This window comes from Novosphingobium sp. (genome assembly GCF_037133355.1).
GTDB lineage: Bacteria > Pseudomonadota > Alphaproteobacteria > Sphingomonadales > Sphingomonadaceae > Novosphingobium.
Map to the genome: position 1 here is coordinate 206,218 of NZ_JBAXOI010000002.1, position 26,716 is coordinate 232,933.

Sequence of the window (26,716 nt, forward strand, 5' to 3'; positions counted from 1 at the left end):
GCTGCGGCTGGCGCTCTGGATTCCCGCCTGCGCGGGAATGACGAAGGGTGGGACGGGGATGACGAAAGGCTGAACCTCGTCATCCCCGCGCAGGCGGGGATCCAGAGCCGCACACACCGGCGGCGAGGAGATCAGGCCCCCATCATCCGGTCCAGCTCGGCATGGAAGTGCCGCAGCCGGCCTTCCTGCTCGCTCCACAACGGGCCCCTGAACCCGCGCGAGCGGGCGCCCCTCTGCACGATCGGCAGCAGGTCGCTGTCCTGGTCGAGCACTTCGCCAAGGCACGGCGGTTCGCCCAGCCTCGTGTGGATCACCTCGGGGCGGGTACGGCCCGACAGGTCCACGTCCGCGCCCATGCCCATCCAGGCCGGGGCCGAATATCCCGGCGCGTCGACATGGCGGTAGAGGATGATGGTGTCGTAGGTGAACTGGTTCGGATCACTGGCGTGGGGGATGAAGCGGTGGAGGAACACTGCTTCGGGGTGGCAACCGATCTGGACGTTGGGAAACACCGAATAGACCACCGAATCCGAAAGCTGGCTGTCGCTGAACCGCTCGTAGCGCAGGCCCAGTTCATCCGAGCGCTGGCGCTTGGCCTGCTGGACAGCGGTGCGCGTGTCACGCGCAGTGCCCTCGTAGGTTTCGGGATCGATCCCGGCATCGCGCAGCATCATCTGGATGCCGGGGTTGACACTTTCCTGATCGGGAAAGCGCGGGCTCGGCTGGGCGAAGGGCACAAACTGACGGCTGAGGCCGCCCGGCCAGAGGTCGATCTGCGTGCGGTCGTCCATCAGGCACTGGGTCTGCGGGTGCACGGCGTGGAGGTGATAGATCTCGGCGAAGGCATCAACGCCGCCTTTCCAGTTCGCGCCCCAGTCGGAACGACGATGCTGGACAACGTACATCTGGTCGATTTCGTAGAGTTCGAGGTGCGGCAGGATTGGCCCGAGGAACTCGGCCAGCGGCTTGATCTCGGGGTCCATCGCAATGAACACGAAACCCGCCGCCACTTCGCAGCGCACCGAGGTAAGGTCGGTACCATGGCAGAGCACTTCGGGGCGGAAGGTCTCGGCATCGGTGATTTCGACGCTTTTCCCATCAAGCGAGAACTTCCACGAGTGGAAGGGGCATGTGAAGCTGTCCACAGATCCGAGATCGGCGGTCACGAGCTGGCTGCCCCGATGCGGGCAGACGTTGTAGTGCGCGCGCACCGAACCGTCGTCGTCGCGCACCACGATGAAGCTTTCCGGTCCGATATCGAACTTCATGAAGTCGCCGGGTTCGGGGATGTCGGACAGCGGGCCGGCCAGCAGCCAGCTCTTCGCGAAGACCTTGTCCCATTCGGCGGCGGCATAGGCCGGATCGACATAGCGGTCCGGTGCGGGGCGACCGGTGCCGTTCTCGATACGCGGCGCGCGGGCGTCGAAGGGAAAGCGCTTGCCGGTGTGAATGTCCCAGAGATCCAAAGCGTTCATCGTCTTACCCCAAGATGATTGTGGGCCGCCCGCGCGCAAAACCTTGCACGGGCGGCCCACAGGCGTTGGTCTTGCCGGTCACAATGGGCCGGTCGCTGGCGATCAGTGATTGCGGAACTTCACACCGACTTCGAGGCCGAAGTACCGCGGGGCGCCGAAGTTCGAGTTGAGCCACAGGCCCGCCACGTTCTGCGAGGCGATCCGGTAGCGCTCGTCGGTCAGGTTCCGGCCGATCGCCTTGATGTAGTACTTGTCGTCGATCTGCGAGAGCGTGAGCGACGCGTTCACCAGCGTGCGGCTGTTGAGGAACGTGTTGCCCGCGATATCGGTGATCGACTGGGTATTGAGGTTCTTGGCCGTGTAGGCGGCCGAGGCATTCGCGATGATCTTGTAGTTCGAGCCGAGCGGCACCTCATAGGCGCCGTCGATCGTCCACTGCCACTCGGGTGCACGGTCCAGAGGCGCGTCGGCGAGGTTGTAGCCCGCACCGGCCGCTGTGTACTGGTTGTACTTGCCGTTCTGGTAGCCCAGCACGCCGCGCAGGGTGAAGCCCTTGAACAGGCGAGCGGTGGCTTCCGCCTCGATACCCTTCACCGTGGCGCTTGCCGCGTTGACGAAGAGGGTCACCTGGTTCGGATTGCCGTTGACCACGATCGGCACGTTGAGCTGCTTCTGGAGATCCTTGTACTTCACGTAGAAGCCGGTGAGGTTGAAGCGCAGGCGGTGATCCCACAGCTCGGTCTTAACACCTGCCTCGAATGAGTCGGCAGTTTCCGGACGTGTGGCACGCGCCGCTTCGCGGAACGCGTTGAGGTCGCTCGCGAAAGCCGCAAATCCGCCAATCTGGTCGTTGAACCCGCCCGCCTTGAAGCCGCGCGAATAGTTCACGTAGGCGTAGATGTCAGGCGTCGCCTGATAGCCGAGCGTGATGCGCCAGGTCGGCTTGTTCGACTTGTTGTTCACCGTCACGACGTTGGCCGGGAACTTGAACACGCTCGCGTCCAGCGCTTCGTTGACCTTGATCGAGGGATCGAAACCGCCGTTCAGCTGCGGAATGAACGCCTGATTGCGGCCATACCAGGTCTTGTCTTCCCAGGTATAGCGCATGCCGCCGGTCAGCGAGAGCTCTGGCGTGATCTTGTAGGTGCCTTCGGCGAAGACCGCCTTCGAGTTGGAACGCTGCGCGTTGCACAGGATGTAGGGCGTATCGTTCCAATTGCCGAAGGGCAGCGGCCCGGCGGTAAGATCAAGGAAGCCGAGGATCTGCGCCACGCAGAAGTCCACCGTCTCGCGCTGGTAGAACCCGCCGATCACCGCATCGAACGCCGTGCCGGTGTTGGTGGCGAAGCGCAGTTCCTGCTGGAAGGTCTTGCGATTGTCGTCGCGCGTCGCATCGAAGAACGAAAGCGGCGTGCCATCCTTGCCGATCGGCGCAGCGCCGGCGTAGGAGTTCGGGATGCGCGAGAGCTGGCGGCGCCAGCCGGTGACCGAGGTCAGCTTGCCGAAGTCGAAGTCGTAGTCGGCGTTGAGATAGAAGCCGTCGACCGAAATCCGCTGGCCGTTCTTCATCTTGATCAGGCCGTCCTGACGGAACGAAACTGCCGCGTTGTCGAGCGGATCGCTGCTCGCCGGGTTCTGGCGGATGGTGCCGAGAATATCGGTGAGGAACGGCGTTGTGCCCTTGTAGACGTAGTTCTCGTTGACCGAGGGCACCGTCTCCGAGCGGTCGCGCAGATACTCATACTGCGCCAGGATGCTGAGGCGGCTGGTGGGCTGCCACAGCAGCTTGCCGCGCAGCGTGGTCACGTCCTTGCCGCCGGCCGTCCGGCCGTCGAGACAGCCCGAGACGCCCGAGTAGTTGCTCGGCACGAAGCTGACCACCGGGCCATAGCAGGCGCCGTTCTTGTAATAGCCGTCCGAGGTCTCGGCCCCCGCTACGACGCGCAGCGCCATATTGTCGAAGATCGGAATGTTGGCGGCCAGCTGCAGCTTGCGCGTGCCGAACGAGCCGATCTCGCCGCGGCCGTCGATGCCGACAACGCCGAGCTCGGGGCGCTTGGTCTTCACCGTCACCGCGCCGCCGGTGGTGTTCTTGCCGAACAGCGTGCCCTGCGGGCCGCGCAGCACTTCGACCTGCGCCACGTCGAACGTGTCGAGCAGCTGGGTCTGCACCGAAGGCACGACGAAGTCGTCGACCAGCACCGCGACCGGCGGCTCGAAGTAGACGATGATCGAGGTCTGGCCCACACCGCGCATCGCGAACGAGGCCGCGTTGAAGTTGGTGATCGTGTTGGCCGAGAAGTTGGGCACGAAGGCAGCGAGATCGCCGATATCGCGCGGGCTCGACTGACGGATCAGCGAGGCATCGACCGCAGACACCGCGACCGGGGTGCGCTGGAGGTTGGAATTGCGCCGGGTGGCGGTCACGACGATATCGCCAAGCCGATCGCTCGCCATCTCCTCCGCGCTCGACTGCGTCTGAGCAGCCTGGGCCTGGCCAGCCTGCGGCTCGTCATTCGCCAATGCCGGTGTCGCCATCATCGCCGCAGCAATCGCCCCGAATGCCGCCGACCAGCGAAGGTCCCTCAGTTCCATCCCCATACTCCTCAAGTCCCGCATGTAGCTGCGAGTTCGCCCAAAGGATAACCCGGGCGTCGGGTTTTGCAAGCAGACATGTATGTTTTTTTAGCCGACTCCGGCGAAGCTTCCAAAGCCTGTTGCAAAGCCGCCGCAGCCCTTGAAGGCGCCCGCCTCGGGGAATGTCAGTCGAGCTTTCCCTTGGCGCGCATACCGGCGAGACTAGGCGGCATAAGTCAGCGGGTCACCCCAAACATTCATGATTGTTTTCACTCGCCGCCGGGCTATCATGCCGTCAAGCAGGCACGCACCAAGCGCGCCGCGGGAGAGAGCATATCGGCATGGCCAACCCTGGGGCCGATCTGGAAGCGCGCATCGCTCGGCTTGAAGCCGAATCGCAGATTCGCCAGCTCATCGCGCGCTACTCCTTCGATATCGATGATCGCCGCATCCCCGCAGTGCGGGCGCTATTTGCCGATGATGCGGTGCTGCGCTCGCACGACGGGGTGATGCACGCCGAAGGCGTCGATGCGATCATGACCCAGTTCGCAGGCCGCTTTGCCGTGCTCGGCCCTGGCCACCATGTGATGCACGATGTGCAGATCGATTTCGTGGATGCCGCGAATGCCACCGGCCGCGTCTCGGGCCATGCCGAACTGATGCGCCACGGCCGCATGATGGTCGCCGCGATCCGCTACGACGACCGCTACCGCCTGACCCCACACGGCTGGAAGTTCGCCGAGCGGGTCATCGGCTTCCTCTACTACGTGCCGGTCGAGGCCTATCCCGGAATACTCGCCCGGCCCGACCGCAACCACGCCTACGCCCAGCCCATGCCCGCCGACTATCCCGAAAAGCTGGCGGACTGGGCCGCCTACGCCAGCAGCCAGCGGGACTAGCGCCCAGAAAGACACGCCGATGCCCTTTTCCTTCCTCTCCCGCTTCCGCATCCGCGCCGACAAGGAAGCCGAATTCATCGATCTCGCCAAAGCCATGGAAGCGCTTGCCCCGGGCGAGCCGGGCACCTTGGCCTATCAGTTCTACCGGCTTGCGGAACCGGGCATGTTCGCGGTCTACGAACGGTTCACCGACGAGGAAGCAGATCAGGCGCATATGGCCTATCCCCACAACCAGCCACTGATCGAACGCATGATCGCCTGCATGGACGGCTCCTACTCGCGCGAGCTGCTTTTCGATCTCGAACCTGCTGCCGAAGGCTGAACCAATGACCTCCAAGAGTTTCATCGCGCAGTTGCGCACCCGCCCGGAGAAGCGCGACGAGCTGATTGCGCTCCAGACCGAGCTCAAGAAGCTGGTTTTCGCAAATGAGCCGGGCGCACTCGTCTATGAACTGTTCCAATCCGAGGAGGACCCGGACCTGTTCCAGTGCGTGGCGACCTTCAAGGACGATGCCGCGTTCGAGACGCACATGCATATCGATTTCCATGACCGGCTGGTGCCGCCGGTCCTCGCGTGCCTCGCCGAGGACATGCAGATTTCATTTTACCGCTCGCTCGATTGAAGGGCCCACACGCCATGCTGTTCAAATCCGGTCGTCTCGCCGTGCTCTCGGGGCTCGCCGCGCTCGCACTCGCCGCGGGGCTGAATGCCGCGCCGCCGCAGCAGCGCATCAAGTCGACCGAGGAGATGAATACCCGCGCAGGGCCGCGCATCGATCCGGAAACCGCACCGGGCCGATCGCTGTTCGAGAAGGCCTGCGCGATGTGCCACCTCGGCGGTGTGCCCAAGGCGCCCTCGCCCGGCTTCCTTGCCATGCTTGCGCCCGATGCCATCGTCGCGGCGATGACCACCGGCGTGATGCGCCAGCAGGCCGCGAGCCTGAGCCCGGCGGAAAAGATCCAGGTCGCCGAATACCTCACCCGCACGCCCTATGCCTCCTACCAGCGCCCGGCCCCGCCGCCGCGCTGCAAGGGCGCTGCTGCGAAGTTCGACATGACCGACGTGCCGGCGGAAATTGGCTGGGGCCATGACAACCGCCGCTTCATTCCCGCGGGGATCGCGGGCCTCGCCAAGGCCGACGTGCCCAAGCTGAAACTCAAGTGGGCCTTCGCCTATCCTGCGGCGACGCATATCCGCTCACAGCCCACGATCGGCTGGGGCACGCTTTTTGTCGGCAGCCAGGATGGCACGATCTATGCCATGGATCCCGATAGCGGCTGCACCAAGTGGACCACGCGCCTCAGTGCCGAAGTGCGCACCGCAATCGTCACCGATGCCGCCACCAAGCGCCTCTATTTCGGCGATCTCCTCGGCAAGGTCCATGCGCTCGATGCCATGACCGGCAAGGAGCTCTGGGCGAGCAAGATGAGCGACCACGCCGACGCCACGATCACCGGCACGCCGACGCTCGGCGGCGGGCTGCTCTATGTGCCCGTGTCCTCACTCGAGGTCGTGCAGGCTGGCAATCCTGCCTATCCGTGCTGCACCTTCCGCGGCTCGGTCGTCGCGGTCGATCCCGAGACCGGTGCCGAGAAGTGGGGCGCCTGGACAGCGGGCCAGCCCGTGCCGCAAGGCAAGACCGCCGACGGCACCCCGATCCTCGGCCCCTCAGGCGCCCCGGTGTGGAACAGCCCGACGTATGACGCCGCCACGAACCGCGTCTATTTCGGTTCGGGCGAGAACTACTCGAGCCCCGCCGACGACGGCTCCGACGCGGTCTTCGCGGTCGACGCAAAGACCGGCGCGCGCGTCTGGCACACCCAGCTCACGCTGGGCGATGCCTGGAACGTCGGCTGCATGATGGGCCTCGGCTCGTGCCCCAAGGAAGGCGGCCCGGACTACGACGTCGCCGCCTCCCCGCTTCTCATCGATACCGGCACGGGTAACAAGATGCTCGTCATCGGCCAGAAATCGGGTCAGGCCTGGGGCCTCGATCCCGACAGCGGCAAGGTCAAGTGGATGACCCGCCTCGGCCACGGCGGCACACAGGGCGGCGTCCACTTCGGCATGGCCGCCGAAGGGAGCCACGTCTTCGTCCCCATCAACGACATGGCCGATACCGGCGACGCCCGCCTCTATGATCCAGCCATTCGCGGCGCCGGGCTCCACGCACTCGATGCCGCCACTGGCAACGTGATCTGGCAGGCCCGCGCGCAGGACAACTGCGCCGGCCACAAGTTCTGCGATCCCGGCATTTCGGCCGCGGTCACCAGCATCCCCGGCGTGGTCTTCGGCGGCCACCTCGACGGCATGCTACGCGCCTACGATGCCGGTTCCGGCGCGGTGCTCTGGCAGTACGATACGACCCAGCCGGTCAAGGGGATCGATGACCGGATGGCGCAGGGCGGCAGCATGAGCGGCCCCGGCGCGGCGGTGTGGAAGGGCAAGGTCTTCGTGAACTCGGGCTATGGCATGTACAGCCATATGCCCGGCAACGCGCTGTTGGTGTTCGAGGTGGCGAAGTAAGGGGGGCCACTTCGTCATTCGCCCCCCACTACCGTCAATCCGTAACCCACCCTTCGTCATCCCCGCGAAGGCGGGGATCCAGTGCGAGGTAGCGCTGTGGCCGCTCTGGGTTCCGTGAGTTCACGACACAAGTGCAATACCGTGGGAAGGTGTTGCCGCGATGGGAAAAAGCTATGGCCAGCTCAGCCTTGATGAGCGCGTTGAGATATACCGCCTGCATGCAGGCGGTATATCTCAAACCGGAATTGCCTCCGCGCTTGGGCGGTTAGGTTCGACGATCAGTCGGGAATTGAGACGCAACGGCAAGCGCACCAAAAGCTGGCCGGGCGGTTACAAGCCAGTTCGTGCCCATGAATTGGCGAGGCGCCGAAGGCGTTGGGATGCGCGCTTCAAGCTGGTACGCCAGCCGGACCTGCGCAAACGCGTTGGAGAGCACCTTGCGATGGGACACTCCCCCGAGCAGATCGCCGGCCGACTGGCGCTCGAAGACGGTCACACCGTTATCAGCCACGAGTCAATCTATCGGTACATCTATCACCGCACCGGCCAGAAGGATTACTGGCACCGCTTGCTGCCGCGCGCCAAGCACAAACGCGGTCGTCCGGGACGACAAGGAGGAAGTGCGGCCAGTTTCATCAAGTTGCGCCGTCCGCTCTCGGAACGGCCTGCTGAAGCCGAAGACCGCAACCAGGCGGGACATTGGGAAGCCGACTTCATGTTGTTCGCCAAGTACGGGCAAAACCTGCTCGTTCTTCACGAACGCCAGACGCGCTTCACACTCGTCAGCCATCCTGCCGACCGGAAAGCTGCGTTGACCGCAAGGACCATCACACAAAACCTCGTCGATCTGCCCTCCGCCCTGCTGCGAACGATCAGCTTCGACAACGGCACAGAGTTCGCCGAGCACCATCGACTGCACGATACTCTCGGTGTCGAAACATTCTTCTGCGATCCCCATAGCCCCTGGCAAAAGGGCGCCGTCGAAAACGCCATCGGACGGCTGCGAAGAGGCCTCCCTCGCAAAACAAACCTCGATACCATCGATCAGGCCAACATCGCGGCAAACGCCGATCGCCTCAACCACACACCCAGAAAATGCCTTGGCTTCATAACCCCCTTCGAGGCATTCTCCGCCCTCAAATCAGCCATTGCACTTCAAACGTGACTCCATCTCCCCGCCTTCGCGGGGATGACGAGTGACTGGGTGGAACCACCCGCCGGGCTTCGTCGCCCCCATTTCGTCATTGCGAGCGCAGCGAAGCAATCCAGAGCAACATGCACTAACGCTCTGGATTGCTTCGTCGCTTCGCTTCTCGCAATGACGATGGCCTGAGGGCTACCCCTTCTTCGCCTCGAACTCGATGTGCAGCGCCTTCAAGCTGCGCAGGAGGAAGTGCGGATGGACCGAAAAGTCGTTCGCTCCGTCCGCGAAGTGCATGTCCTCGAACCGGTCGACCACCGCCTGGAAACCCCAGGCGAGCTCCCGCCGGGCGAGCGGCGCGCCGAGGCAGTGGTGTGTGCCCGAACCAAAGCCCATGTGCGACCCCGCCTTGGGCCGGTCGAGATCGAGCTTCTCGGGGCATTCGAACACGCGCTCGTCGCGGTTGGCGGCGGCAAAGCGCACGTTCACCAGCGCCCCCTTGGGGATCACCGCACCATCCAGATCGGTATCGTGCGCGCAGAAGCGCATCAGGCTCTGCACCGGGGATTCGAGGCGCACCACTTCCTCGACGAAGGTCTTCATGTAGCGCTCGGGATCGGACCTGAGCTTGTGCCAGACATCCTTGTTCTCGATCAGCAGCTTCATCCCCGCTGCCAGAGCATTCGTCGTCGTCTCGCTGCCGCCGACAAAGGTATCGGCCATCATCTCGGCGTGGAGCTCGTTGTCATTGAGCGGGCGCCCCCAGCCCTCGATCACGGTGTTGACCAGCACGCTGATCAGCGAATCGTCCGGGCTGGCGCGCAGTCGTTCGAAGATCGGCTGGAAATAATGCTGCGCCTCGATTTCGCGATCGACCATCTCGATCTCGTCTTCCTCGGGCAGCATCATCGAGATGCGCTTGAAGAAGGCGTCAGTCCACCGCTTGATCTTCCACATGTCCTCGCGGCGTGCGCCCATCTGCTCGCCGATGATGTAGAGCGGCAGCGGCACGCAGAACTGGCTGACCCATTCGCAGCGCCCATCCGCCACGAAGCCGTCGATCAGCTCGTAAGCCAGTGTTTCCACCAGCGGATCGATCTCCTTGATCCGGCTGGGCTTGAACGCCTCGTTGAACATGGCGCGCATCTGCTTGTGGTTCGGATCGTCGCGCCCGCTCAGGGTTGGTTCGGGCAGCCAGCCGCGCTCTTGAAACCGCGCGACGACCTTCTTCTGCCGCTCGACGCTGGCCGACAGAGTCTGAAGCCCGGCGGTCTTTGGGCTGCTCGGGAAATTTTCGGTATCCAGCAGCACCCGCCGCACATCCTCATAACGGGTGACCACATAGATATTTGTGCCCGGCTGCCGATAGGCCGGCGCCTGATCCCTGAGCGTGCGATAGGCATCATAAGGGCACTGCTGCACTGCCGGGTCGAACAGGTTGACGCCCAGCTCCTGCGCGCCATCGCTCATCGCACGACCACCCGTTCCTCACCCCAGGGCGCGACCACACCCTCGCGCCGGAAGGCATCGGGCAGTTCCTCGACCATGTGGAGCGTCGCCGCCAACCGGCCGAAGCCCACGAAGAATGCGCAGGTCATGCCGAGTTCGACAATCTCGGATTCGCTGAAATGCTCGCGAAGCGAAGCGTACATCGCCTCGTCGATGCGCAGATGGTCGGTTGCGAAGGCCTCGCCGAAACGGATCGCTGCTTTCTCGGCGGGCGTGAGGTTCTCCGCCTCCTGCGGCCGCTCGAGCGAGCACACGAGGTCTTCGGTCACGCCGTCTTCCAGCGCGTCGGTATAGCGGATCGCCATGCAACTGCGGCACTGGTTGAAGAAGGCGACGCGCAGGCGCACCAGTTCGACCAGCTTCTCCGGCAGTTGCCGATGGACCTTCAGCGCCCCGGCAAACTGCATCATGCCCAGCACCTGATCGGGGCAGTGGGCGAGGAATCGGATCATGCCTTGCTCGATCTCGGTCCGGTCTTCGGGCCGCAGTGCGGCGCGCAGGCGCGGATCCCAGTCCTCGGGGGCAATCTTGGCGACGCGGGTCATTGGGCAGTCCCTTCCGTCAGGCGCTGCCAAAAGTGAGCATGGCAGGCTCCGCATTGGTCATGCACCATGCCCCCAACAACAACTGGCGATTTGAATAAAGCCAGGGGAGAGAGGCCATGCGCCACGCCAATCACGAGCTGAGCCCGATGCCGTGTCCGCACGCGCTGGCGGATGTCGACCTTTTCGCACCCGGCGCGGCGGAGCATTGGTACGAAGCCTATGCGATCCTCCACGCCGAAGCGCCGGTGCTGCGCCTTCCCGGCGAGGGCCTGACGGCAGACCGCGACGCGTTCATTCTCTCCAAGTACGAAGACATTGCCCGGGTGGTCCGCGATTGGGAGCGGTATCCGCCGACGCTTTCGCTGCTCCTCGCCGCGCGGGCGCAGGACCCGGCTTCGGTCCGTGCCATGCCCGATATCGATGCCATGGTGAAATCGATCGCCTCGCTGCGCCCCAATCCCGAACTGTGGCGCGCCCACCGCCAGCAGCTCACCGATCCGTGGGTCGGCCCCGGCGCCAAGCGGCACGAGGCTATGATCACCGGCCATGTCGATACGTTGATCGACGCGTGGATCGCGGGCGAGAGCTTCGATTTCGTCGCAGATTTTGCGCGCCCCCTGCCCCAGCGCACCATGGCCAGCGTACTCGGCTTTCCGCTGGAAGACGTGAAGGACCTCGAGATCTGGGGCAACGCGCAGGTCATGTCGTATGTCCACGGCTGCGGGCACAACAACGTGCTCACACCCGAACAGTCTGCCGAGAAGTTCCGCCTTCTGGCGGGCTTCTCCGATTATGTCGGGACGCATGTCCGCCGCCGCCGCGCCAATCCCGGCGAGGACATGATCAGCTACCTCACACAGGTCCATTACGAGGCGCTGGACCGCAAGCTGACGGACGAGGAGATCGACGGGATTGTCTACGCCATGGTCATCGGCGGACTGGAAACCACGCAGTACGCGCTGGTCGAGCAGGCCCAGCTCCTGATCGAGCGCCCCGGCCTGTTTGGCCAGATCAAGGCCGACCGCGCACTGATCCGCAGTTTCATCGAGGAAGGCATGCGCCTGCGCTCGCCCACGCAGGGCCTCTCCACCCGGATCACCTCGCAGGACGAGGTGTTCCAGGGCGTTCAGGTCCCCGCCGGATCGACGCTGCATCTTCGGTGGGGTGCGGCCAATATCGACCCGGACGAATTCGAGGACCCGCTCGACCTCAAGCTCGACCGCGCAGCCGTCACCCGACACCTCGCGTTCTCGGCAGGCCCGCGCGTCTGCCCCGGCACCGGCCTCTCGCGGCTCGAACAGACCATCGCCTGGAACCGCCTATGCGACCGGCTCGCCGCGCTCGACTACGCCCCCGGCAACACCTTCCTCCACCAGCCGGGCATCATGCTCGGCACGCTCGCGCTTCATTGCACCTTCCAACGGGAGACCACAGCATGACCACCCTGCTCGCGCATATCCGCATCAAGCCCGGCGCCGAGGCGCAGTGGGAAGAGATCATGGCAGATATGGCCCACCAGACCTGGACCACCGAGACCGGCGTCAAGCGCTACGAGTACTGGAAGGGCGAGGCGCCCAACCTCTACTATTGCCTGCTCTCGTTCGACGACAAGGCCACCTTCCACCGCCACCAGATGTCGCCGCACCACGAAGGCCACGATTTCGGGGCGGTGCTTGAAGACATCCGGCTCGAGTATGTCGACCCGGTCAAGGGCGCGGGCGGTGGCCTGGTTCCCACCGTCGACACGCCGCTGCCTGCCGACGCGGATGCGGACCTCACGACCGCTCAGGAGCGCTTCCCTCTCACCATCCCGGCCTGGTGGAGCGGCCGGGCATGAGCGGCGCGACCTCGCTTGACGAGCTGCTTGCCAAGGACGCGATCATCGATGTGCTGGCGCGCTATTCGCGCACGCTGGACTGGCTCGACGAGGCGGGGCAGGCCAGCTGCTACTGGCCCGACGCCGCAATCGACTACGGCTTCTTCAAGGGCAATGCGGCCGATTTCCTGCCCGTCGTCATGGCTATCGAGAAGCAGAGCGCGCGGCGCTGGCACTTCCTCAACGCGCCCGCGATCCGCTTCGTCGATGCCGCCAATGCCGAAGTCGAGACCTACGGCATGGCCGCCGGCGTGCGGCAGAGCGAAGCGGGGAACTATGCCGGCGCGCTCTATGGCGGGCGCTATCTCGACGGCTTCGAGAAGCGCGGCGGCGAATGGCGCATTTCCCGGCGCGACTATATTCTCGACTGGTCGCACCCCCTGCCCGATCAGCCGGTGTTCGATCCCGCCTCCGCATTCCCGCTGCCGATCCTCGATATCCTGCAGTCGGGCCACCCACGGTACCGCGACCTGTAACCTCTGCCCTCTGCCCTCTGCCCTCTGCCCTCTGCCCTCTGCCCGCTCCCCATCTTCATCATCCCCGCGCCCCCTTAATCCCCCCTCGTCATCCCCGCGAAGGCGGGGACCCAGAGCGGCCACAGCGCCACCTCGCCCTGGATCCCCGCCTGCGCGGGGATGACGAAGGTCGGGGTAGCACGCCAGTGTCCCCACTTGATCCGTATCAATGCACCGCGCTCAAAGCGCACCCATAAGGCCTCCACACCAAGCCCCAGTGGAGGACCAATCCCATGTTCAAGAGCAATATCGGCGAAGCCGACAGCGTGATCCGCCTCGCGCTGGCCGCGATGATCATCGTCTTCAGCCTGATCACCGGGCATCCCGCGCTGGCGCTGGTGGCAATCGTGCCATTTTTGACCGCCATCGTCGGCGTGTGCCCGCTCTACAGCGTGCTCGGCCTGCACACCTGAGCTTGCCCGGCACTTGCCCCGCGCGCTGCCAGACGGCATAGCGCGCGGGCCATGCACGACATCCGCCTGATCCGCGAGAACCCGGAAGGGTTCGACACCGCCCTCGCCCGCCGCGGCGTCGCCCCGCAATCGGCGGCGATCCTTGGTCTGGATACCACGAGGCGCGATGTCGCCACGCGGATGCAGGAGGCGCAAGCGCGCCGCAACGAGGCCTCCAAAGCCATCGGTGCCGCCATGGGCAAGGGCGACAAGGATGCGGCCGAAGCGCTCAGGGCCGAAGTTGCCGAGCTCAAGACCGCGCTCCCCGCGCTGGAGGAAGACGAGCGCCGCCTCACCGCCGAGCTCAACGCCGCGCTGGCCGCACTTCCCAACCTCCCCGCCGCCGATGTACCGGAAGGCGAGGATGAGGCCGGCAACGTCGAAGTGAGCCGCTGGGGCACGCCGCGCGCCTTCGATTTCCAGCCCATCGAGCACGCCGATCTCGGCCCGCCGCTTGGCCTCGATTTCGAGACCGGCGCGCTGATTGCAGGCGCGCGCTTCACGTTCCTGCGCGGCCCCATGGCGCGGCTCCACCGCGCGCTCGCGCAGTTCATGCTCGACCGGCAGACCGGCGAGAACGGCTATACCGAATGCAATCCGCCGCTCATGGTGAAGGACGAAGCCGCCTTCGGCACCGGTCAACTGCCCAAGTTCGCCGAAGACCTGTTCAAGACGACCGACGGCCGCTGGCTCATCCCCACCGCCGAAGTCAGCCTCACTAACTCCGTCCTCGGCCAGATCCTGCCCGACGCCGCTCTCCCCATGCGCATGACCGCGCTCACCCCCTGCTTTCGCTCCGAAGCGGGCGCCGCCGGGCGCGATACGCGCGGGTTCATCCGCCAGCATCAGTTCGAGAAAGTCGAGCTTGTCTCGATCACCCGGCCCGAGGACTCCGAGGCCGAGCACGAGCGCATGACCGAGGCGGCCGAATCGATCCTGCAGGCGCTCGATCTGCCCTATCGCAAGATGCTGCTCTGCGCGGGCGACATGGGTTTCACCGCGCGGCGGACCTACGATCTCGAAGTGTGGCTGCCCGGACAAGGCGCCTACCGCGAGATTTCCTCGTGCTCCAACTGCGGCGATTTCCAGGCGCGGCGGATGAATGCGCGGTATCGGCCGGAAGGCGCGAAGGGGACCGAATTTGTCCACACGCTCAACGGCTCGGGTCTGGCGGTCGGCCGTACGCTCGTCGCGGTGCTGGAGAATTACCAGCAGGGCGATGGCACGGTGGACGTGCCCGAGGTGCTGAAGCCCTACATGGGCGGCGTGACCCGCCTCTCCCCGCTCGGCTGATGCGGAGGCTCTGGCTGGCTGCGGCGCTGCTGCTCCTGCCGGGGAGCGGCATCGCCGCGCAGGGGCGGCCGGAAAACCTGCTCCCGCAGTCAGATACGCCCAGCCGCAAAGTCCCGACCCAAAAGCCTGCGCCCCGCAAGCCGGCAGCGCTACCCGCGAAGCCGCCCGCCAAGCGCGAGGCTGGTGCTCCGCGCCTTGCCTGGCCGACATCGGGCGCAGTCACCAGCCGGTTTGGCGCACAGGTCAAGGGCCTTGCCAACAACGGGATCGATCTGGCCGCCTTCGCCGGGATGACTGTCCATGCCGCAGCGGCGGGCAAGGTGGTCTTTGCCGGGACCGAGCCGGAGCGCTTCGGCCAGCTGATCGTGATCGAGCACGGCGGCGGGTGGGTTACGGCCTATGCCTATCTCGGGCAGGTCAAGGTCACGGAGGGCCAGAAGGTCTCCGCCCGGCAGGTCATTGCCCGGATCGGCAAGAGCGGGGAGGCCCGGCGGCCCGGCCTCCATTTCGAACTGCGCAAGGGCACCGCCCCCCGCAATCCGGCGCTGTATCTGCCGATCAGGCTTTGAACAGGAAGAACACGAGGCCCATCAGGAGGTAACTGGCGATCCAGAACACCGCGCCGCCCAGCACCTTGCCCGCAGAAGCTCCGCTCCGCGCCTCGCCGATCGCCAGTGCGGGCGCAACGAACGCCAAGGCCAGTCCGCCCGACATCATGAAATAGAGCCACGGCTTCACCGCCAAGGTCACCGCGCCGACACGGGCGAACATATGCCCCATCATCGCGGCGGTGATCAGCAACAGCGCCCCCGCCAGCAGCACCTGTGCGGGCTTGCGCGCCGCCGGCCCCTGCGCGCCGACGCCAAATGCCAGCGCCGCCAGCGCCGCCACAACCACAGCCAGCCAGTTTACCGGACCCATGCCAAACGCCTTTCCGTCACGGCCATAACCATTCCCGCGTAGCCCCACGCGGGGCAGCGCGCCAGTCGTCCGCAAGGGCCGCAACCGCCACCACGATCGCTTCGTGCTGCGCCGCGCCGATGGCCGGACAGGCGACATGGCTGGCCGCGCAAGACGGTTCCGCCATGGCCAGGACATCGTCCAGCGTGCCGCCGCCACCCCACAAAAGGGCCTCGTAGCATTCGACCAGCCGCTCGGCCTGCAGCAGCTCGACAACCCCCGCATCGGGCACCCCCGCCCGGCTCGCGCTGGCATGCCCGCCCGCCTTGGCGCGCGCCTGAATGTCCTCCGGGTGCCGACCGTCCGCCACCATGCCCCAGAAGGCACCGGCCAGCCCCAGCTCGCGCTCGACGATCACATGCACCGCATCATGCGGCACCGGCCCCTTCCAGGGAAAGCGCGTCTCGGTCCGCGACCCATCGGCTCGCACAATCGCGACATGGTCCTCACCGCTGCCCTTGGTGATACGAATGATCATCGCTGGCCCATAGCGCGTGGTGACGACCCGGCCAATTGCGTGTAAGCGCCGCCGCCATGGCCACAATTCCCATCATCCTGCCGGAAGCCCCCAAGGTCGGCATGGTCAGCCTCGGCTGCCCCAAGGCGCTCGTCGACAGCGAACGCATCCTCACCCGCCTGCGCGCCGATGGCTATGCCATGAGCGCGGACTATGCCGGGGCCGATGTCGTGCTCGTCAACACCTGCGGCTTCCTTGATAGCGCCAAGGAGGAAAGCCTCGCCGCGATCGGCGAAGCCATCGCCGAAAACGGCCGCGTGATTGTGACCGGGTGCATGGGCAATGAAGCCGAGGTGATCCGCGCGCGCTTCCCCAGCGTCCTCGCCGTCACCGGCGCGCACCAGTACGAAGCGGTAGTCGAGGCCGTCCACGAAGCCGCGCCGCCCTCGATGGGCCCCTATGTGGACCTCATCCCGCAAGCGGACCCCGGCGACGTCAAGCTCACCCCGCGCCACTACAGCTACCTCAAGATTTCCGAAGGCTGCAACCACGCCTGCGCCTTCTGCATCATCCCATCCTTGCGCGGCAAACTCGCCAGCCGCCGCATCGATGCCGTGCTGCGCGAGGCCGAAAAGCTGGTGGCAGCGGGAACGCGCGAACTCCTCGTCATCAGCCAGGATACCTCGGCCTACGGCGTCGACGTGCGCCACGAAGAACGCCAGTGGAAGGGCCATCCCGTCCGCACCCACATGACCGACCTCGCCCGCGAACTCGGCCAGCTGCGCACACCGGACGGGCAGACGCCGTGGGTGCGCCTCCACTACGTCTACCCCTACCCCCACGTCGATGCGGTGATCCCGCTGATGGCAGAGGGGCTGCTGACGCCCTACCTCGATATTCCGTTCCAGCACGCCAGCCCCAATGTGCTGCGCGCCATGAAGCGCCCCGCCAACGAGGCCAAGGTGCTCAAACGCCTCAAGGCCTGGCGCGCCATCTGCCCGGATATCGCCGTGCGCTCCAGCTTCGTCGTCGGCTTCCCCGGTGAGACCGAGGCGGACTTCCAGTACCTCCTCGACTGGCTCGACGAAGCCCAGCTCGACCGCGTCGGCGCCTTCCGCTTCGAACCCGTGGCCGGCGCCGCCGCCAACGATCTGCCCAATCCCGTGCCGGAGGCGGTCAAGGAAGAACGCTACGCCCGGATCATGGCGAAGACCGAGGCCATCAGCGCCGCCAAGCTCGCCGCCAAAGTCGGCCGCACCGTCCGCGTGATCATCGACGAAGTCGGCGAACCCGACGAAGACGGAGACGTGGGCGCCACCGCCCGCAGCCAGGCCGACGCCCCGGAAATCGACGGCGCCGTCTACTTGCGAAACGTACCCGCCGATCTGAAGGCCGGAGACTTCGCCGACGTGCTGGTGGAAGACGCCGACGCGCACGACCTGTACGGCGTCATCACCCAGCCCTGACCCCAAATAGCCCCCTCCTCTTCAGAAGAGGGGGTTGGGGGTGGTGCCGCCAACCAAGCCCCACGCTGATCCTCCCCATTTTTGCGCAGCACAAATGGGGAGGTGGCATCGGCCCAGCCGATGACGGAGGGGTAATTCCTACCCGGAACGGGGAGGGGGACCACCAAAGGTGGTGGAGGGGCACGGCTGAAGAAAAGAGCCTCCGGCGGGCAAGAGCCATCGCCCTTGCATCCCTAAGCTTGGGGGTTGTTGCACGTGTCAGCCTAACGCCGTACCCTGGGTAACCCCAATGCGATCATGAGCCGCGCTTCGCGTATTGCTTCTGCTCCGTTTTCCCGGCAGCTTAGGATTACGCAACGAGGCATATGGCGAACATGACGAACGTTTTGGATATGGATGGATTTGATCCACTATCGATTGATATCTCTGATCCAGAAACCACTCGTATGCTGGATGATCAGAATAGGCGTATTGTTTCCAATATTCTCAAATCATATACAGGCTATTTCGATCTTTTCTCAGAACTAATCCAAAATGCACTCGATGCGATGGAAGCGAAGTCTCGGACTGAGGCAAATGGCTATCGCCCCGAAATTTGGATCCACATTGATATTCAGGGATCAAAAATTCGCGTTGTCGACAATGGCGTAGGAATGGATGCACATCAGTTACGCTATTTTGCTAAACCAAATGTAAGCTTTAAAAAGCCGCGTGAGTATAGAGGGCAGAAGGGCGTTGGGGCGAATTTTTTGGCGTACGGATTTTCACTTATCCGGATACATACACGTAAAGATCGGCAGGAATATGCAGTCAATCTGAGGCAAGGTAGGCAGTGGGCTCAAGATCAGCACGACACTGTTCCCCGGCCAAAATTTTCTACCGAACTGTTTGGCATACCTGAATTGAGCCAAGGCCAGGATGGAACCGCAGTTGAAGTCGTCGTAGGCGGCGTTTCTGGTGAGCGTCCGAAGCGATTTGATTGGATTGGCGCAAGGACTGCACAACAGTGGGCAGACGTCCTGAGAATTAAGACACCAATCGGCGGAATTTATCTTCGCACTTCATCGCTCTCACCAATCGTCAATGTCAAGGTAACCGACTCTTCCGGAAATGTTACTTTTACAACTCTATCGAAACCAGAATATTATTATCCGCATGAGATGGCCGACATAAAAGTCGGAGCAGTCACAGACATCGAAAAAGCGCTTCACGGCTTACAGGGTTCAACTGATGAACGTTATGCGCGGCTCGACAGTCAATATAAAAGACTAGACTGTCTCTGGGAAATTTATGACACCAAGCAAATCGTAGACGAAGATTGGTGGTTTTCAAAAACGCTCGATGACGATCAAAGAGCTCTAGTTCGAAAACACAATGTTGTTATTTACTCTGCATTTTTGCGATCGGCAAAGATGTGGGGCGAACTCAATGAAGAGATTCTGGGTCTCAATAAAGGCCAGAGGGTCATTCGTGGCGGTCTTCAGCTTGCGTCTGATTTTATGGCCCAGGGCGACCTTACCATTATCCCGCTAACAAGTACCATAGGCTATCAAGCTAATACACATATCATAGTTCACTTCATGGATGGATCCCCGGATATGGGGAGAAAGGCATTCCAGCCCGAGCTTGAGGAGCTCGCTAAAAGACTTGCTGTTCAGTGCGTGAACATTTTTAAGCGATACTTGCAAAATTTGAAACCAGATAGCGGCGCGGTTGCAATAACGCCGGACAAGGAACTTCACGAATGGAAACGAGCTCAAGAGCAGTATCGGGATCGGAAATCGCTTAGCTTTAAGGCCGCAAACGGAAATATCACTCTTCTTTCTGAGCCTCAACAGGAGCAGGATGTAATAGCTTTATTCCATCAACTCATTGGCCTTAACTTGATTCGCGGCATTAAATTTTTCTCAACGTCACAAAGCGAACGATACGACTCACTTTACTTGCTGGATTACGATCCAGACGAAGATATCAGGTACTCGAAAACAAACAACCCTCTCGGTATTGGTCCAGATAGCACACTACCTTACCCATCTGAACCAAGGGTTCTTGAGTATAAATATGACCTAGACGCACTGACACGTGATTTTGCGAATGATGTTAAATATCCAAAGCATATAAATTTTGTCGTTTTCTGGAAGGCAACTAAACAATTTAAGGAAAAATATTACCTCAATTCGCTCCTGGTTGGCGACGAAGGCGCTAGTCGACTCACCTTTGGCGCAACTCATCTTGCGTTTGCCGATGGAAATCAGCAGCCAGATTTTGAGGTCTGCATCTTAGAGGATCTACTGGGTTACCTTATGGATCCGATGGAGGAAGAGCATCGGCAAAGGCAGAAATACAAAGACTAATACTTCGGTTGCTGTGACAGATGCAGCAAACCCGAGAGTCGGGGATGCAAGGGCGATGGCCCTTGCCCGCCGGAGGCATCCTCCCGCCCCCTGCCAACCTGCAAACCACCTCGCGGCCACCTTCCGGTTCCGATCCCGCCCCCCTGCTGCGTCATCATTTTCCTACATCGCCGAAACCTGCCAGAATGCGCGTGAGGCTTTTTGGCTTCGGCGTTCTTTGACAGTGTTGGCAGGCTGCGAGGGTGACGGGTGCGCGACGTGTCCGGATGTCACCTGGACTTGATTTTATGGCGTTTGATCAGACGGTTGCATACGCATTTTGTAGGTGACACCGGTGTAACTTGTGTCACCCTGAAATGGGCCGAATTGCCGGGATGCAAGGGCGATGGCCCTTGCCCGCCGGAGGCAGGTTTCTGGGGGTTCCCCTCCTCTTTCCGGGGAGGAATTTACCCCTCCGTCAGCCCTTTGGGCTGCCACCTCCCCATTTGTACGTGCCGCAAAAATGGGGAGGGGTTGAAGGCTCAGCGCGGGAGTTCGGTTGTGCCCATCAGGGCTTCGTCCACGGCGCGGGCGCATTGGCGGCCTTCGCGGATGGCCCAGACGACGAGGCTCTGGCCGCGGCGCATGTCGCCGCAGGCGAAGATGCGTTCGTGGCTGGTGTGGTAGTCGGCGGTGCCCGCCTTGACGTTGCCGCGCGCGTCGAGATCGACGCCGGCCTGTTCGAGCAGGCCCTGCTTGCGCGGGCCGGTGAAGCCCATGGCGAGGAAGATGAGATCGGCGGGGATGACGAAAGTGCTATCGGGCACTTCCTCCATCTTGCCATTGTTCCATTCGACGCGGACGCATTCGAGGCCTGAGACGTCGTTTTCGCCCAGCACGCGCTTGGTCAGCACGGCGAATTCGCGCTCGACGCCTTCTTCGTGGCTGGAAGAGGTGCGCAGCTTGAGCGGCCAGTTGGGCCAGGTCAGCGCCTTGTCTTCCTTTTCGGGCGGGCGCGGCATGATTTCGAGCTGGGTGACCGAGAGGGCGCCCTGCCGGTTCGAAGTGCCGACGCAGTCCGACCCGGTATCACCGCCGCCGATGACGACGACGTGCTTGCCGGTGGCGAGGAGCGAGCCGCGCGGGGCGGCGCGGATCTCATCGTCTCCGGCGACGCGCTTGTTCTGCTGGGTGAGGAATTCCATGGCGTAGCGCACGCCGGGGAGCTCGAAGCCGGGGATGCCGATGGGGCGTGGGTCTTCCGCGCCGCCGGCGAGAACGACCTTGTCGAAGTTTTCAAGCAGGTTCGCGACCGAGACAGTAACGCCGACTTCGACCGAGGTGCGGAACTCGACGCCTTCGGCCATCATCTGGACGAGGCGGCGGTTGATGAGGTGCTTCTCGAGCTTGAAATCGGGGATGCCATAGCGGAGCAGGCCGCCGACACGGTCCGACTTTTCGAAGACTGTCACCGAGTGGCCGGCGCGGGCGAGCTGCTGCGCGCAGGCAAGGCCCGCCGGGCCCGAGCCTACGACGGCAACCGACTTGCCGGTCTTGTGCGCGGGCACTTGCGGCTCGATCCAGCCGTCCTTCCAGCCCTTGTCGACGATGGCGCATTCGATCGACTTGATGGTGACGGGCTGGTCGACGAGGTTGAGCGTGCAGGATGCCTCGCACGGAGCGGGACAGATGCGGCCGGTGAATTCCGGGAAGTTGTTGGTCGAATGGAGATTGTCGAGCGCGGTGCGCCAGTCGTTCTCGTAGACTAGGTGGTTCCAGTCCGGGATCTGGTTGTTCACCGGGCAGCCGTTGTGACAGTACGGAATGCCGCAGTTCATGCAGCGCGCGGCCTGGCCCTTCAGCGTGGTATCGTCATGCGGGATGACGAACTCGCGGTAGTGCTTCAGCCGCTCCTGCGGCGCGTCATACGTGCGATCCTTGCGATCGATTTCGAGGAAGCCGGTTGCCTTACCCATGTTGTTGATACCTTGACTTATTCTGCCCGGAGTTACTCTGCAGCCTCGCTGGCGGCTTCGGCGCGCTCGGCTTCGAGCTGACGAAGCGCGCGGGCATAGTCGCGCGGCATGACCTTGACGAAGTGCGGCAGCGCTTCGGACCAGTCGTCGAGCAGCGCGCGGGCGTGCTTGCTGCCGGTGTGGAGATGGTGGCGCTCGACGAGGATGCGCAGGCGCTCCGCATCGTGGCGAAGCATATCGCCCATGCCGAAATCGGTGACATCGACGCCGCGCTGCTGCGGGCGGCCGGTGCCTTCCTCCTCGTCGCGATCAGGCGAGACAGGGAGCACATCGACCATCGCGCCGTTGCACAGCGCCGGAAAACGGCCTTCCGGATCATAGACATAGGCCACGCCGCCCGACATGCCTGCGGCGAAGTTGCGCCCCGTCTTCCCGAGCACGACGACCACGCCGCCGGTCATGTATTCGCAGCCATGATCACCGGTACCTTCGACCACCGCGACGGCGCCCGAATTGCGCACCGCGAAGCGTTCACCCGCAACGCCGTTGAAATAGGCTTCGCCCGCGATGGCCCCGTAAAGCACGGTGTTGCCGACGATGATATTCTCGTTCGCCGCGCGCTCGACATGCGCGGGCGGACGGACGATGACGCGGCCGCCGGAGAGGCCCTTGCCGACATAGTCGTTGGCATCGCCCGTAAGATCGAGCGTGACGCCGTGCGCGAGGAAGGCGCCGAACGACTGGCCGGCAACGCCGGTGAGCGTGACGTGGATCGTGCCCGAAGGCAGGCCGCGGTGGCCGTGGCGCTTGGCGACTTCGCCCGAGAGCATGGCGCCGACCGTGCGGTTGACGTTGCGCACCTTGCTTTCGATGCGCACGACTTCACCGCGCGCCAGCGCCGGTTCGGCAGCGGCGACCAGCGTGTTGTCGAGCGCGGCGTCGAGGCCGTGGTCTTGGCGGCCGCTCCAGCCGAGCGTGGTGCCCGGCGCGGGTTCGACCTTGTGGAGCAGGCGCGACAGATCGATGCCGCGCGCCTTCCAGTGCGTGATCGCCTCGCGCGTATCGAGGCAATCGACGCGGCCGACCATCTCGCCGACGGTGCGGAAGCCCAATTCGGCCATGATCGCGCGCAGCTCTTCGGCGACGAAGAAGAAGTAGTTGATCACATGCTCGGGCTGGCCGGTGAAGCGCGCGCGCAGCACCGGGTCCTGCGTCGCGACGCCGACCGGGCAGGTGTTGAGGTGGCACTTGCGCATCATGATGCAGCCGGCCGCGATCAGCGGGGCGGTGGCAAAGCCGAACTCGTCCGCGCCGAGGAGCGCGGCAACCGCGACGTCGCGGCCGGTGCGCAGGCCGCCATCGGCCTGCACCGCGATGCGGCTGCGCAAGTTGTTGAGCAGAAGGGTCTGCTGGGTTTCGGCGAGGCCGATTTCCCACGGGCTGCCCGCGTGCGTCAGCGAGGTGAGCGGCGAAGCGCCGGTGCCGCCTTCGTAGCCCGAAATCGTGACGTGGTCCGCCTTGCACTTCGAAACGCCGGCGGCGACGGTGCCAACGCCGACTTCGGAGACGAGCTTGACCGAAACGCGCGCCTTGCCGTTCACGTTCTTCAGGTCGTGGATCAGCTGGGCAAGATCCTCGATCGAGTAAATATCGTGGTGCGGCGGCGGCGAGATCAGGCCGACACCCGGGGTCGAGTGGCGGGTCTTGCCGATCACCTTGTCGACCTTGTCACCCGGCAGCTGGCCGCCTTCGCCGGGCTTGGCGCCCTGGGCCATCTTGATCTGGATGTCGTCGGCATTGACGAGGTATTCGGTGGTGACGCCGAAGCGCCCGCTCGCGACCTGCTTGATCGCCGAGCGCATCGAATCGCCGTTGGGCAGCGGTACGAAGCGGTCCGGCTCCTCGCCGCCCTCACCCGTGTTCGACTTGCCGCCGATGCGGTTCATCGCGACTGCGAGCGTGGTATGCGCCTCGCGGCTGATCGAGCCGAACGACATGGCGCCTGTCGCAAAACGCTTAACGATGTCACTCGCCGATTCGACTTCATCGATCGGCACGGGCGCGCCGACGGGCTTCAGTTCGAGCAGGCCGCGGATGGTGAGCATGCGCGCCGACTGGTCGTTGATCGACTGCGCGAAATCGCGGTACTTGTCGGGGATGTTGCCGCGCACCGCGTGCTGGAGGCTGGCGACGTTTTCTGCCGTCCATGCGTGTTCCTCACCGCGCAGGCGCAGCTGGTACATGCCGCCGACGTCGAGCATCTTGCGGTAGAGCGGGCTGTCACCATAGGCGGCAGCGTGACGGCGCACTGTCTCTTCGGCGATCTCGGTCAGGCCGACGCCTTCGATCATGGTGGCGGTGCCGGTGAAGTACTTGTCGATGAAGGCCGAGCTGAGGCCGACCGCATCGAAGATCTGCGCGCCGCAATAGGACTGGTAGGTCGAGATGCCCATCTTGGACATGACCTTGAGCACACCCTTGCCGACCGCCTTGATATAGTTCTTCTCGACCTCGTAGGCCGTGAGCGGCATCTCGCGCGCCAGGCGGATCGATTCCAGCGTCTCGAACGCGAGGTAGGGGTTGATCGCCTCGGCGCCGTAGCCCGCGAGGACGCAGAAGTGGTGCACTTCGCGCGCCTCGCCCGTCTCAACCACGAGGCCGGTCTGCATGCGCAGGCCCTGGCGGACGAGGTGGTGGTGGACAGCGGCGGTGGCGAGCAGCGCGGGCATCGCGATGCGGTGCTCGTTCTGCGCGCGATCGGACAGGATCAGGATGTTCTTGTCCGCAAGCACGGCTTCGGTCGCGGCCCAGCACATTTCCTTGATCGCCATTTCGAGGCCCGCTGCGCCGGTTGCGGCGTCCCAGGTCGTGTCGATCGTTTCGGTGCGGAAGGCGCCGTCGAGCGCGGCTTCGACCGAGCGGATCTTGGCGATATCAGCGTTCGTCAGGATCGGCTGATCGACTTCGAGACGCTTGTGCGTACCGGCATCGTGGCCGAGCAGGTTCGGACGCGGGCCGATCATCGAGACGAGGCTCATGACCAGTTCCTCGCGGATCGGGTCGATCGGCGGGTTGGTGACCTGCGCGAAGTTCTGCTTGAAATAATCAAACAGCAGGCGCGAGCGATCGGACAGCACGGCGATCGGCGTGTCGGTGCCCATCGAGCCGATCGGATCATCGCCGGTCATTGCCATCGGCTCGAGGAACCGGGCGATGTCTTCCTGCGTGTAGCCGAAGGCCTGCTGGCGATCGAGCAGCGCCTCGGTCGTCACCGGGAGCGCGGCTTCTTCCGGCTCCACCACGGCGAGTTCCTTGAGCTTGTACTGCGCGGCGGCCAGCCACTCCTCGTACGGCTCCTCGCTGGCGAGGCGGGTCTTGATTTCCTCGTCCTCGATGATCCGGCCCTCTTCGAGGTCGATCAGCAGCATGCGGCCCGGCTGGAGCCGCCACTTGCGCACGATATCTTCCTCGCGGAACGGGAGGACGCCGCTTTCGCTGGCCATGCAGATGAGATCATCGCGGGTGATCGAGAAGCGCGCAGGGCGCAGGCCGTTGCGATCAAGCGTTGCGCCGATCTGGCGGCCATCGGTGAAGGCGACCGCGGCGGGGCCATCCCACGGCTCCATCAGCGCGGCGTGGTATTCATAGAACGCGCGGCGCGCCGAGGACATCAGCGGGTTGCCGGCCCAGGCTTCGGGGATCAGCATCATCACCGCGTGGGCAAGGCTGTAGCCGCCCGCAAGCAGCAGTTCGAGCGCGTTGTCGAGGCTGGCGGTATCGGACTGGCCATGCGGGATGAGCGGCCACATCTTGTCGAGATCGGGGCCCAGAAGCTCCGATTCCATCGTGCGGCGGCGCGCGTTCATCCAGTTGACGTTGCCGCGCACGGTGTTGATTTCGCCGTTGTGCGCGATGAACCGGTAGGGGTGCGCCAGCTTCCAGCTGGGGAAGGTGTTGGTCGAGAAGCGCTGGTGGACGAGGCCGAGCGCCGAAACGCAGAAGGGATCGCGCAGATCATCGTAGAACGAGCCGACCTGATCGGCGAGCAGCAGACCCTTGTAGACCACGGTACGCGACGAGAAGCTCGGCATGTAGAGCTGCGTCACGCCGGGAAGCCCGTGCTTCTCCGCCATCGCGGCGAGCGGGTTCTGCGTCTGCTTGCGGATCGCGAGCAGCTTGCGCTCGAACGCGTCCTGATCGGGGCAGTTCTCGCCGCGGCGGATCACGCACTGGCGGATCACCGGCATCTGCTCGATCACCGTCTTGCCGAGGCCATCCAGCGTGGTGGGCACATCGCGCCAACCGATGAGGTGCTGGCCTTCCTTGGCGATGAACCGCTCGAACAGCTCGATTACGAAGTCGCGCGCGGCAGCGTCTTGCGGGAGGAAGCACATGGCCACGGCATAGTCGCCGGGCGCGGGCAGTTCCTTGCCCTCACCCTCCGCCCAGCGGCGCAGCAGCGCATCGGGCAGCTGGATCAGGATGCCGGCGCCGTCCCCCAGCAGCGGATCAGCGCCGACAGCGCCGCGATGATCAAGATTGCGCAGGATTTCGAGCGCCTGCTCGATAATTCCGTGGCTTTTGACGCCTTTGATATGCGCCACGAAGCCGACGCCGCAGGCATCGTGCTCGTTGCGCGGATCATAAAGCCCCTGAACCTGCGGAAAACCCATCGCAAATATCGCCCTGCACTCGGTCGCCAGAAACGGACCCGG

At 64.0% G+C, this 26,716-nt stretch carries 21 protein-coding genes; 13 read left to right on the forward strand and 8 right to left on the reverse strand.

Going from position 1 to position 26,716, the window contains the following annotated elements; all coding sequences use genetic code 11:
* Positions 1-131: 131 nt before the first annotated feature.
* A complete protein-coding gene (locus WCL10_RS03220; RefSeq protein ID WP_336894182.1) occupies positions 132-1,475 on the reverse strand; it encodes an aromatic ring-hydroxylating dioxygenase subunit alpha in 1,344 nt (447 codons plus the stop codon).
* A 102-nt stretch (positions 1,476-1,577) separates the two neighbouring features.
* The gene (locus WCL10_RS03225) at positions 1,578-4,070 is read right to left on the reverse strand and encodes a TonB-dependent receptor (protein ID WP_336894183.1); all 2,493 of its coding nucleotides are present in this window, start codon (positions 4,068-4,070) and stop codon (positions 1,578-1,580) included.
* Between the two features lie 323 nt (positions 4,071-4,393).
* On the opposite strand from WCL10_RS03225, the gene WCL10_RS03230 reads away from it, so the two are divergent.
* From WCL10_RS03230 to WCL10_RS03250, 5 genes are all read left to right on the forward strand, one after another.
* A complete protein-coding gene (locus WCL10_RS03230; protein WP_336894184.1) occupies positions 4,394-4,951 on the forward strand; it encodes a nuclear transport factor 2 family protein in 558 nt (185 codons plus the stop codon).
* Positions 4,952-4,970: 19 nt separating this feature from the next.
* Positions 4,971-5,273, forward strand: coding sequence for an antibiotic biosynthesis monooxygenase (locus tag WCL10_RS03235; RefSeq protein ID WP_336894185.1), 303 nt, complete (start codon positions 4,971-4,973; stop codon positions 5,271-5,273).
* A 4-nt stretch (positions 5,274-5,277) separates the two neighbouring features.
* Positions 5,278-5,574: an antibiotic biosynthesis monooxygenase gene (locus tag WCL10_RS03240; RefSeq protein WP_336894186.1), complete on the forward strand. Its 297-nt coding sequence runs from the start codon at positions 5,278-5,280 to the stop codon at positions 5,572-5,574.
* Positions 5,575-5,588: 14 nt separating this feature from the next.
* Positions 5,589-7,478 (forward strand): PQQ-binding-like beta-propeller repeat protein, encoded by a 1,890-nt coding sequence (locus WCL10_RS03245; protein ID WP_336894187.1) that lies wholly within the window; start codon positions 5,589-5,591, stop codon positions 7,476-7,478.
* Between the two features lie 160 nt (positions 7,479-7,638).
* Positions 7,639-8,643, forward strand: coding sequence for an IS30 family transposase (locus WCL10_RS03250; protein WP_336894188.1), 1,005 nt, complete (start codon positions 7,639-7,641; stop codon positions 8,641-8,643).
* A 171-nt stretch (positions 8,644-8,814) separates the two neighbouring features.
* Here the strand turns inward: WCL10_RS03250 and WCL10_RS03255 are convergent, their stop codons facing one another.
* The gene (locus WCL10_RS03255; RefSeq protein WP_336894189.1) at positions 8,815-10,089 is read right to left on the reverse strand and encodes a cytochrome P450; all 1,275 of its coding nucleotides are present in this window, start codon (positions 10,087-10,089) and stop codon (positions 8,815-8,817) included.
* Positions 10,086-10,673, reverse strand: a complete 588-nt coding sequence (locus tag WCL10_RS03260) for a carboxymuconolactone decarboxylase family protein (RefSeq protein WP_336894190.1) — start codon at positions 10,671-10,673, stop codon at positions 10,086-10,088. The genes WCL10_RS03255 and WCL10_RS03260 overlap by 4 nt, the downstream gene beginning before the upstream one ends.
* Positions 10,674-10,789: 116 nt before the next feature.
* On the opposite strand from WCL10_RS03260, the gene WCL10_RS03265 reads away from it, so the two are divergent.
* From WCL10_RS03265 to WCL10_RS03290, 6 genes are all read left to right on the forward strand, one after another.
* Positions 10,790-12,112, forward strand: a complete 1,323-nt coding sequence (locus tag WCL10_RS03265) for a cytochrome P450 (RefSeq protein ID WP_336894191.1) — start codon at positions 10,790-10,792, stop codon at positions 12,110-12,112.
* Positions 12,109-12,510 carry an antibiotic biosynthesis monooxygenase family protein gene (locus WCL10_RS03270; RefSeq protein WP_336894192.1) on the forward strand — a complete coding sequence of 134 codons (402 nt, stop codon included), beginning with the start codon at positions 12,109-12,111 and terminating at the stop codon, positions 12,508-12,510. The genes WCL10_RS03265 and WCL10_RS03270 overlap by 4 nt, the downstream gene beginning before the upstream one ends.
* A complete protein-coding gene (locus tag WCL10_RS03275; RefSeq protein WP_336894193.1) occupies positions 12,507-13,025 on the forward strand; it encodes a nuclear transport factor 2 family protein in 519 nt (172 codons plus the stop codon). The genes WCL10_RS03270 and WCL10_RS03275 overlap by 4 nt, the downstream gene beginning before the upstream one ends.
* Positions 13,026-13,297: 272 nt before the next feature.
* Positions 13,298-13,477 (forward strand): DUF2892 domain-containing protein, encoded by a 180-nt coding sequence (locus tag WCL10_RS03280; protein ID WP_336894194.1) that lies wholly within the window; start codon positions 13,298-13,300, stop codon positions 13,475-13,477.
* A 51-nt stretch (positions 13,478-13,528) separates the two neighbouring features.
* Positions 13,529-14,809 carry a serine--tRNA ligase gene (gene serS, locus WCL10_RS03285; protein ID WP_336894195.1) on the forward strand — a complete coding sequence of 427 codons (1,281 nt, stop codon included), beginning with the start codon at positions 13,529-13,531 and terminating at the stop codon, positions 14,807-14,809.
* Positions 14,809-15,378, forward strand: a complete 570-nt coding sequence (locus tag WCL10_RS03290; protein WP_336894196.1) for a M23 family metallopeptidase — start codon at positions 14,809-14,811, stop codon at positions 15,376-15,378. The genes serS and WCL10_RS03290 overlap by 1 nt, the downstream gene beginning before the upstream one ends.
* Here the strand turns inward: WCL10_RS03290 and WCL10_RS03295 are convergent.
* The gene (locus WCL10_RS03295; RefSeq protein WP_336894197.1) at positions 15,368-15,730 is read right to left on the reverse strand and encodes a DUF1761 domain-containing protein; all 363 of its coding nucleotides are present in this window, start codon (positions 15,728-15,730) and stop codon (positions 15,368-15,370) included. The two genes, WCL10_RS03290 and WCL10_RS03295, sit on opposite strands and share 11 nt — an antisense overlap.
* Positions 15,731-15,746: 16 nt before the next feature.
* A complete protein-coding gene (locus WCL10_RS03300) occupies positions 15,747-16,247 on the reverse strand; it encodes a hypothetical protein (RefSeq protein ID WP_336894198.1) in 501 nt (166 codons plus the stop codon).
* A gap of 56 nt (positions 16,248-16,303) precedes the next feature.
* On the opposite strand from WCL10_RS03300, the gene rimO reads away from it, so the two are divergent.
* Positions 16,304-17,692 carry a 30S ribosomal protein S12 methylthiotransferase RimO gene (gene rimO / locus WCL10_RS03305; protein WP_336894199.1) on the forward strand — a complete coding sequence of 463 codons (1,389 nt, stop codon included), beginning with the start codon at positions 16,304-16,306 and terminating at the stop codon, positions 17,690-17,692.
* 374 nt (positions 17,693-18,066) lie between these two features.
* Complete coding sequence (locus tag WCL10_RS03310; protein WP_336894200.1) at positions 18,067-20,046, forward strand: hypothetical protein; 1,980 nt, start codon at positions 18,067-18,069, stop codon at positions 20,044-20,046.
* A gap of 521 nt (positions 20,047-20,567) precedes the next feature.
* On the opposite strand, the gene WCL10_RS03315 is transcribed toward WCL10_RS03310, so the two are convergent.
* Positions 20,568-22,001, reverse strand: a complete 1,434-nt coding sequence (locus WCL10_RS03315; RefSeq protein WP_336894201.1) for a glutamate synthase subunit beta — start codon at positions 21,999-22,001, stop codon at positions 20,568-20,570.
* A 32-nt stretch (positions 22,002-22,033) separates the two neighbouring features.
* Positions 22,034-26,674, reverse strand: coding sequence for a glutamate synthase large subunit (gltB, locus tag WCL10_RS03320; protein ID WP_336894202.1), 4,641 nt, complete (start codon positions 26,672-26,674; stop codon positions 22,034-22,036).
* Positions 26,675-26,716 lie beyond the last annotated feature (42 nt).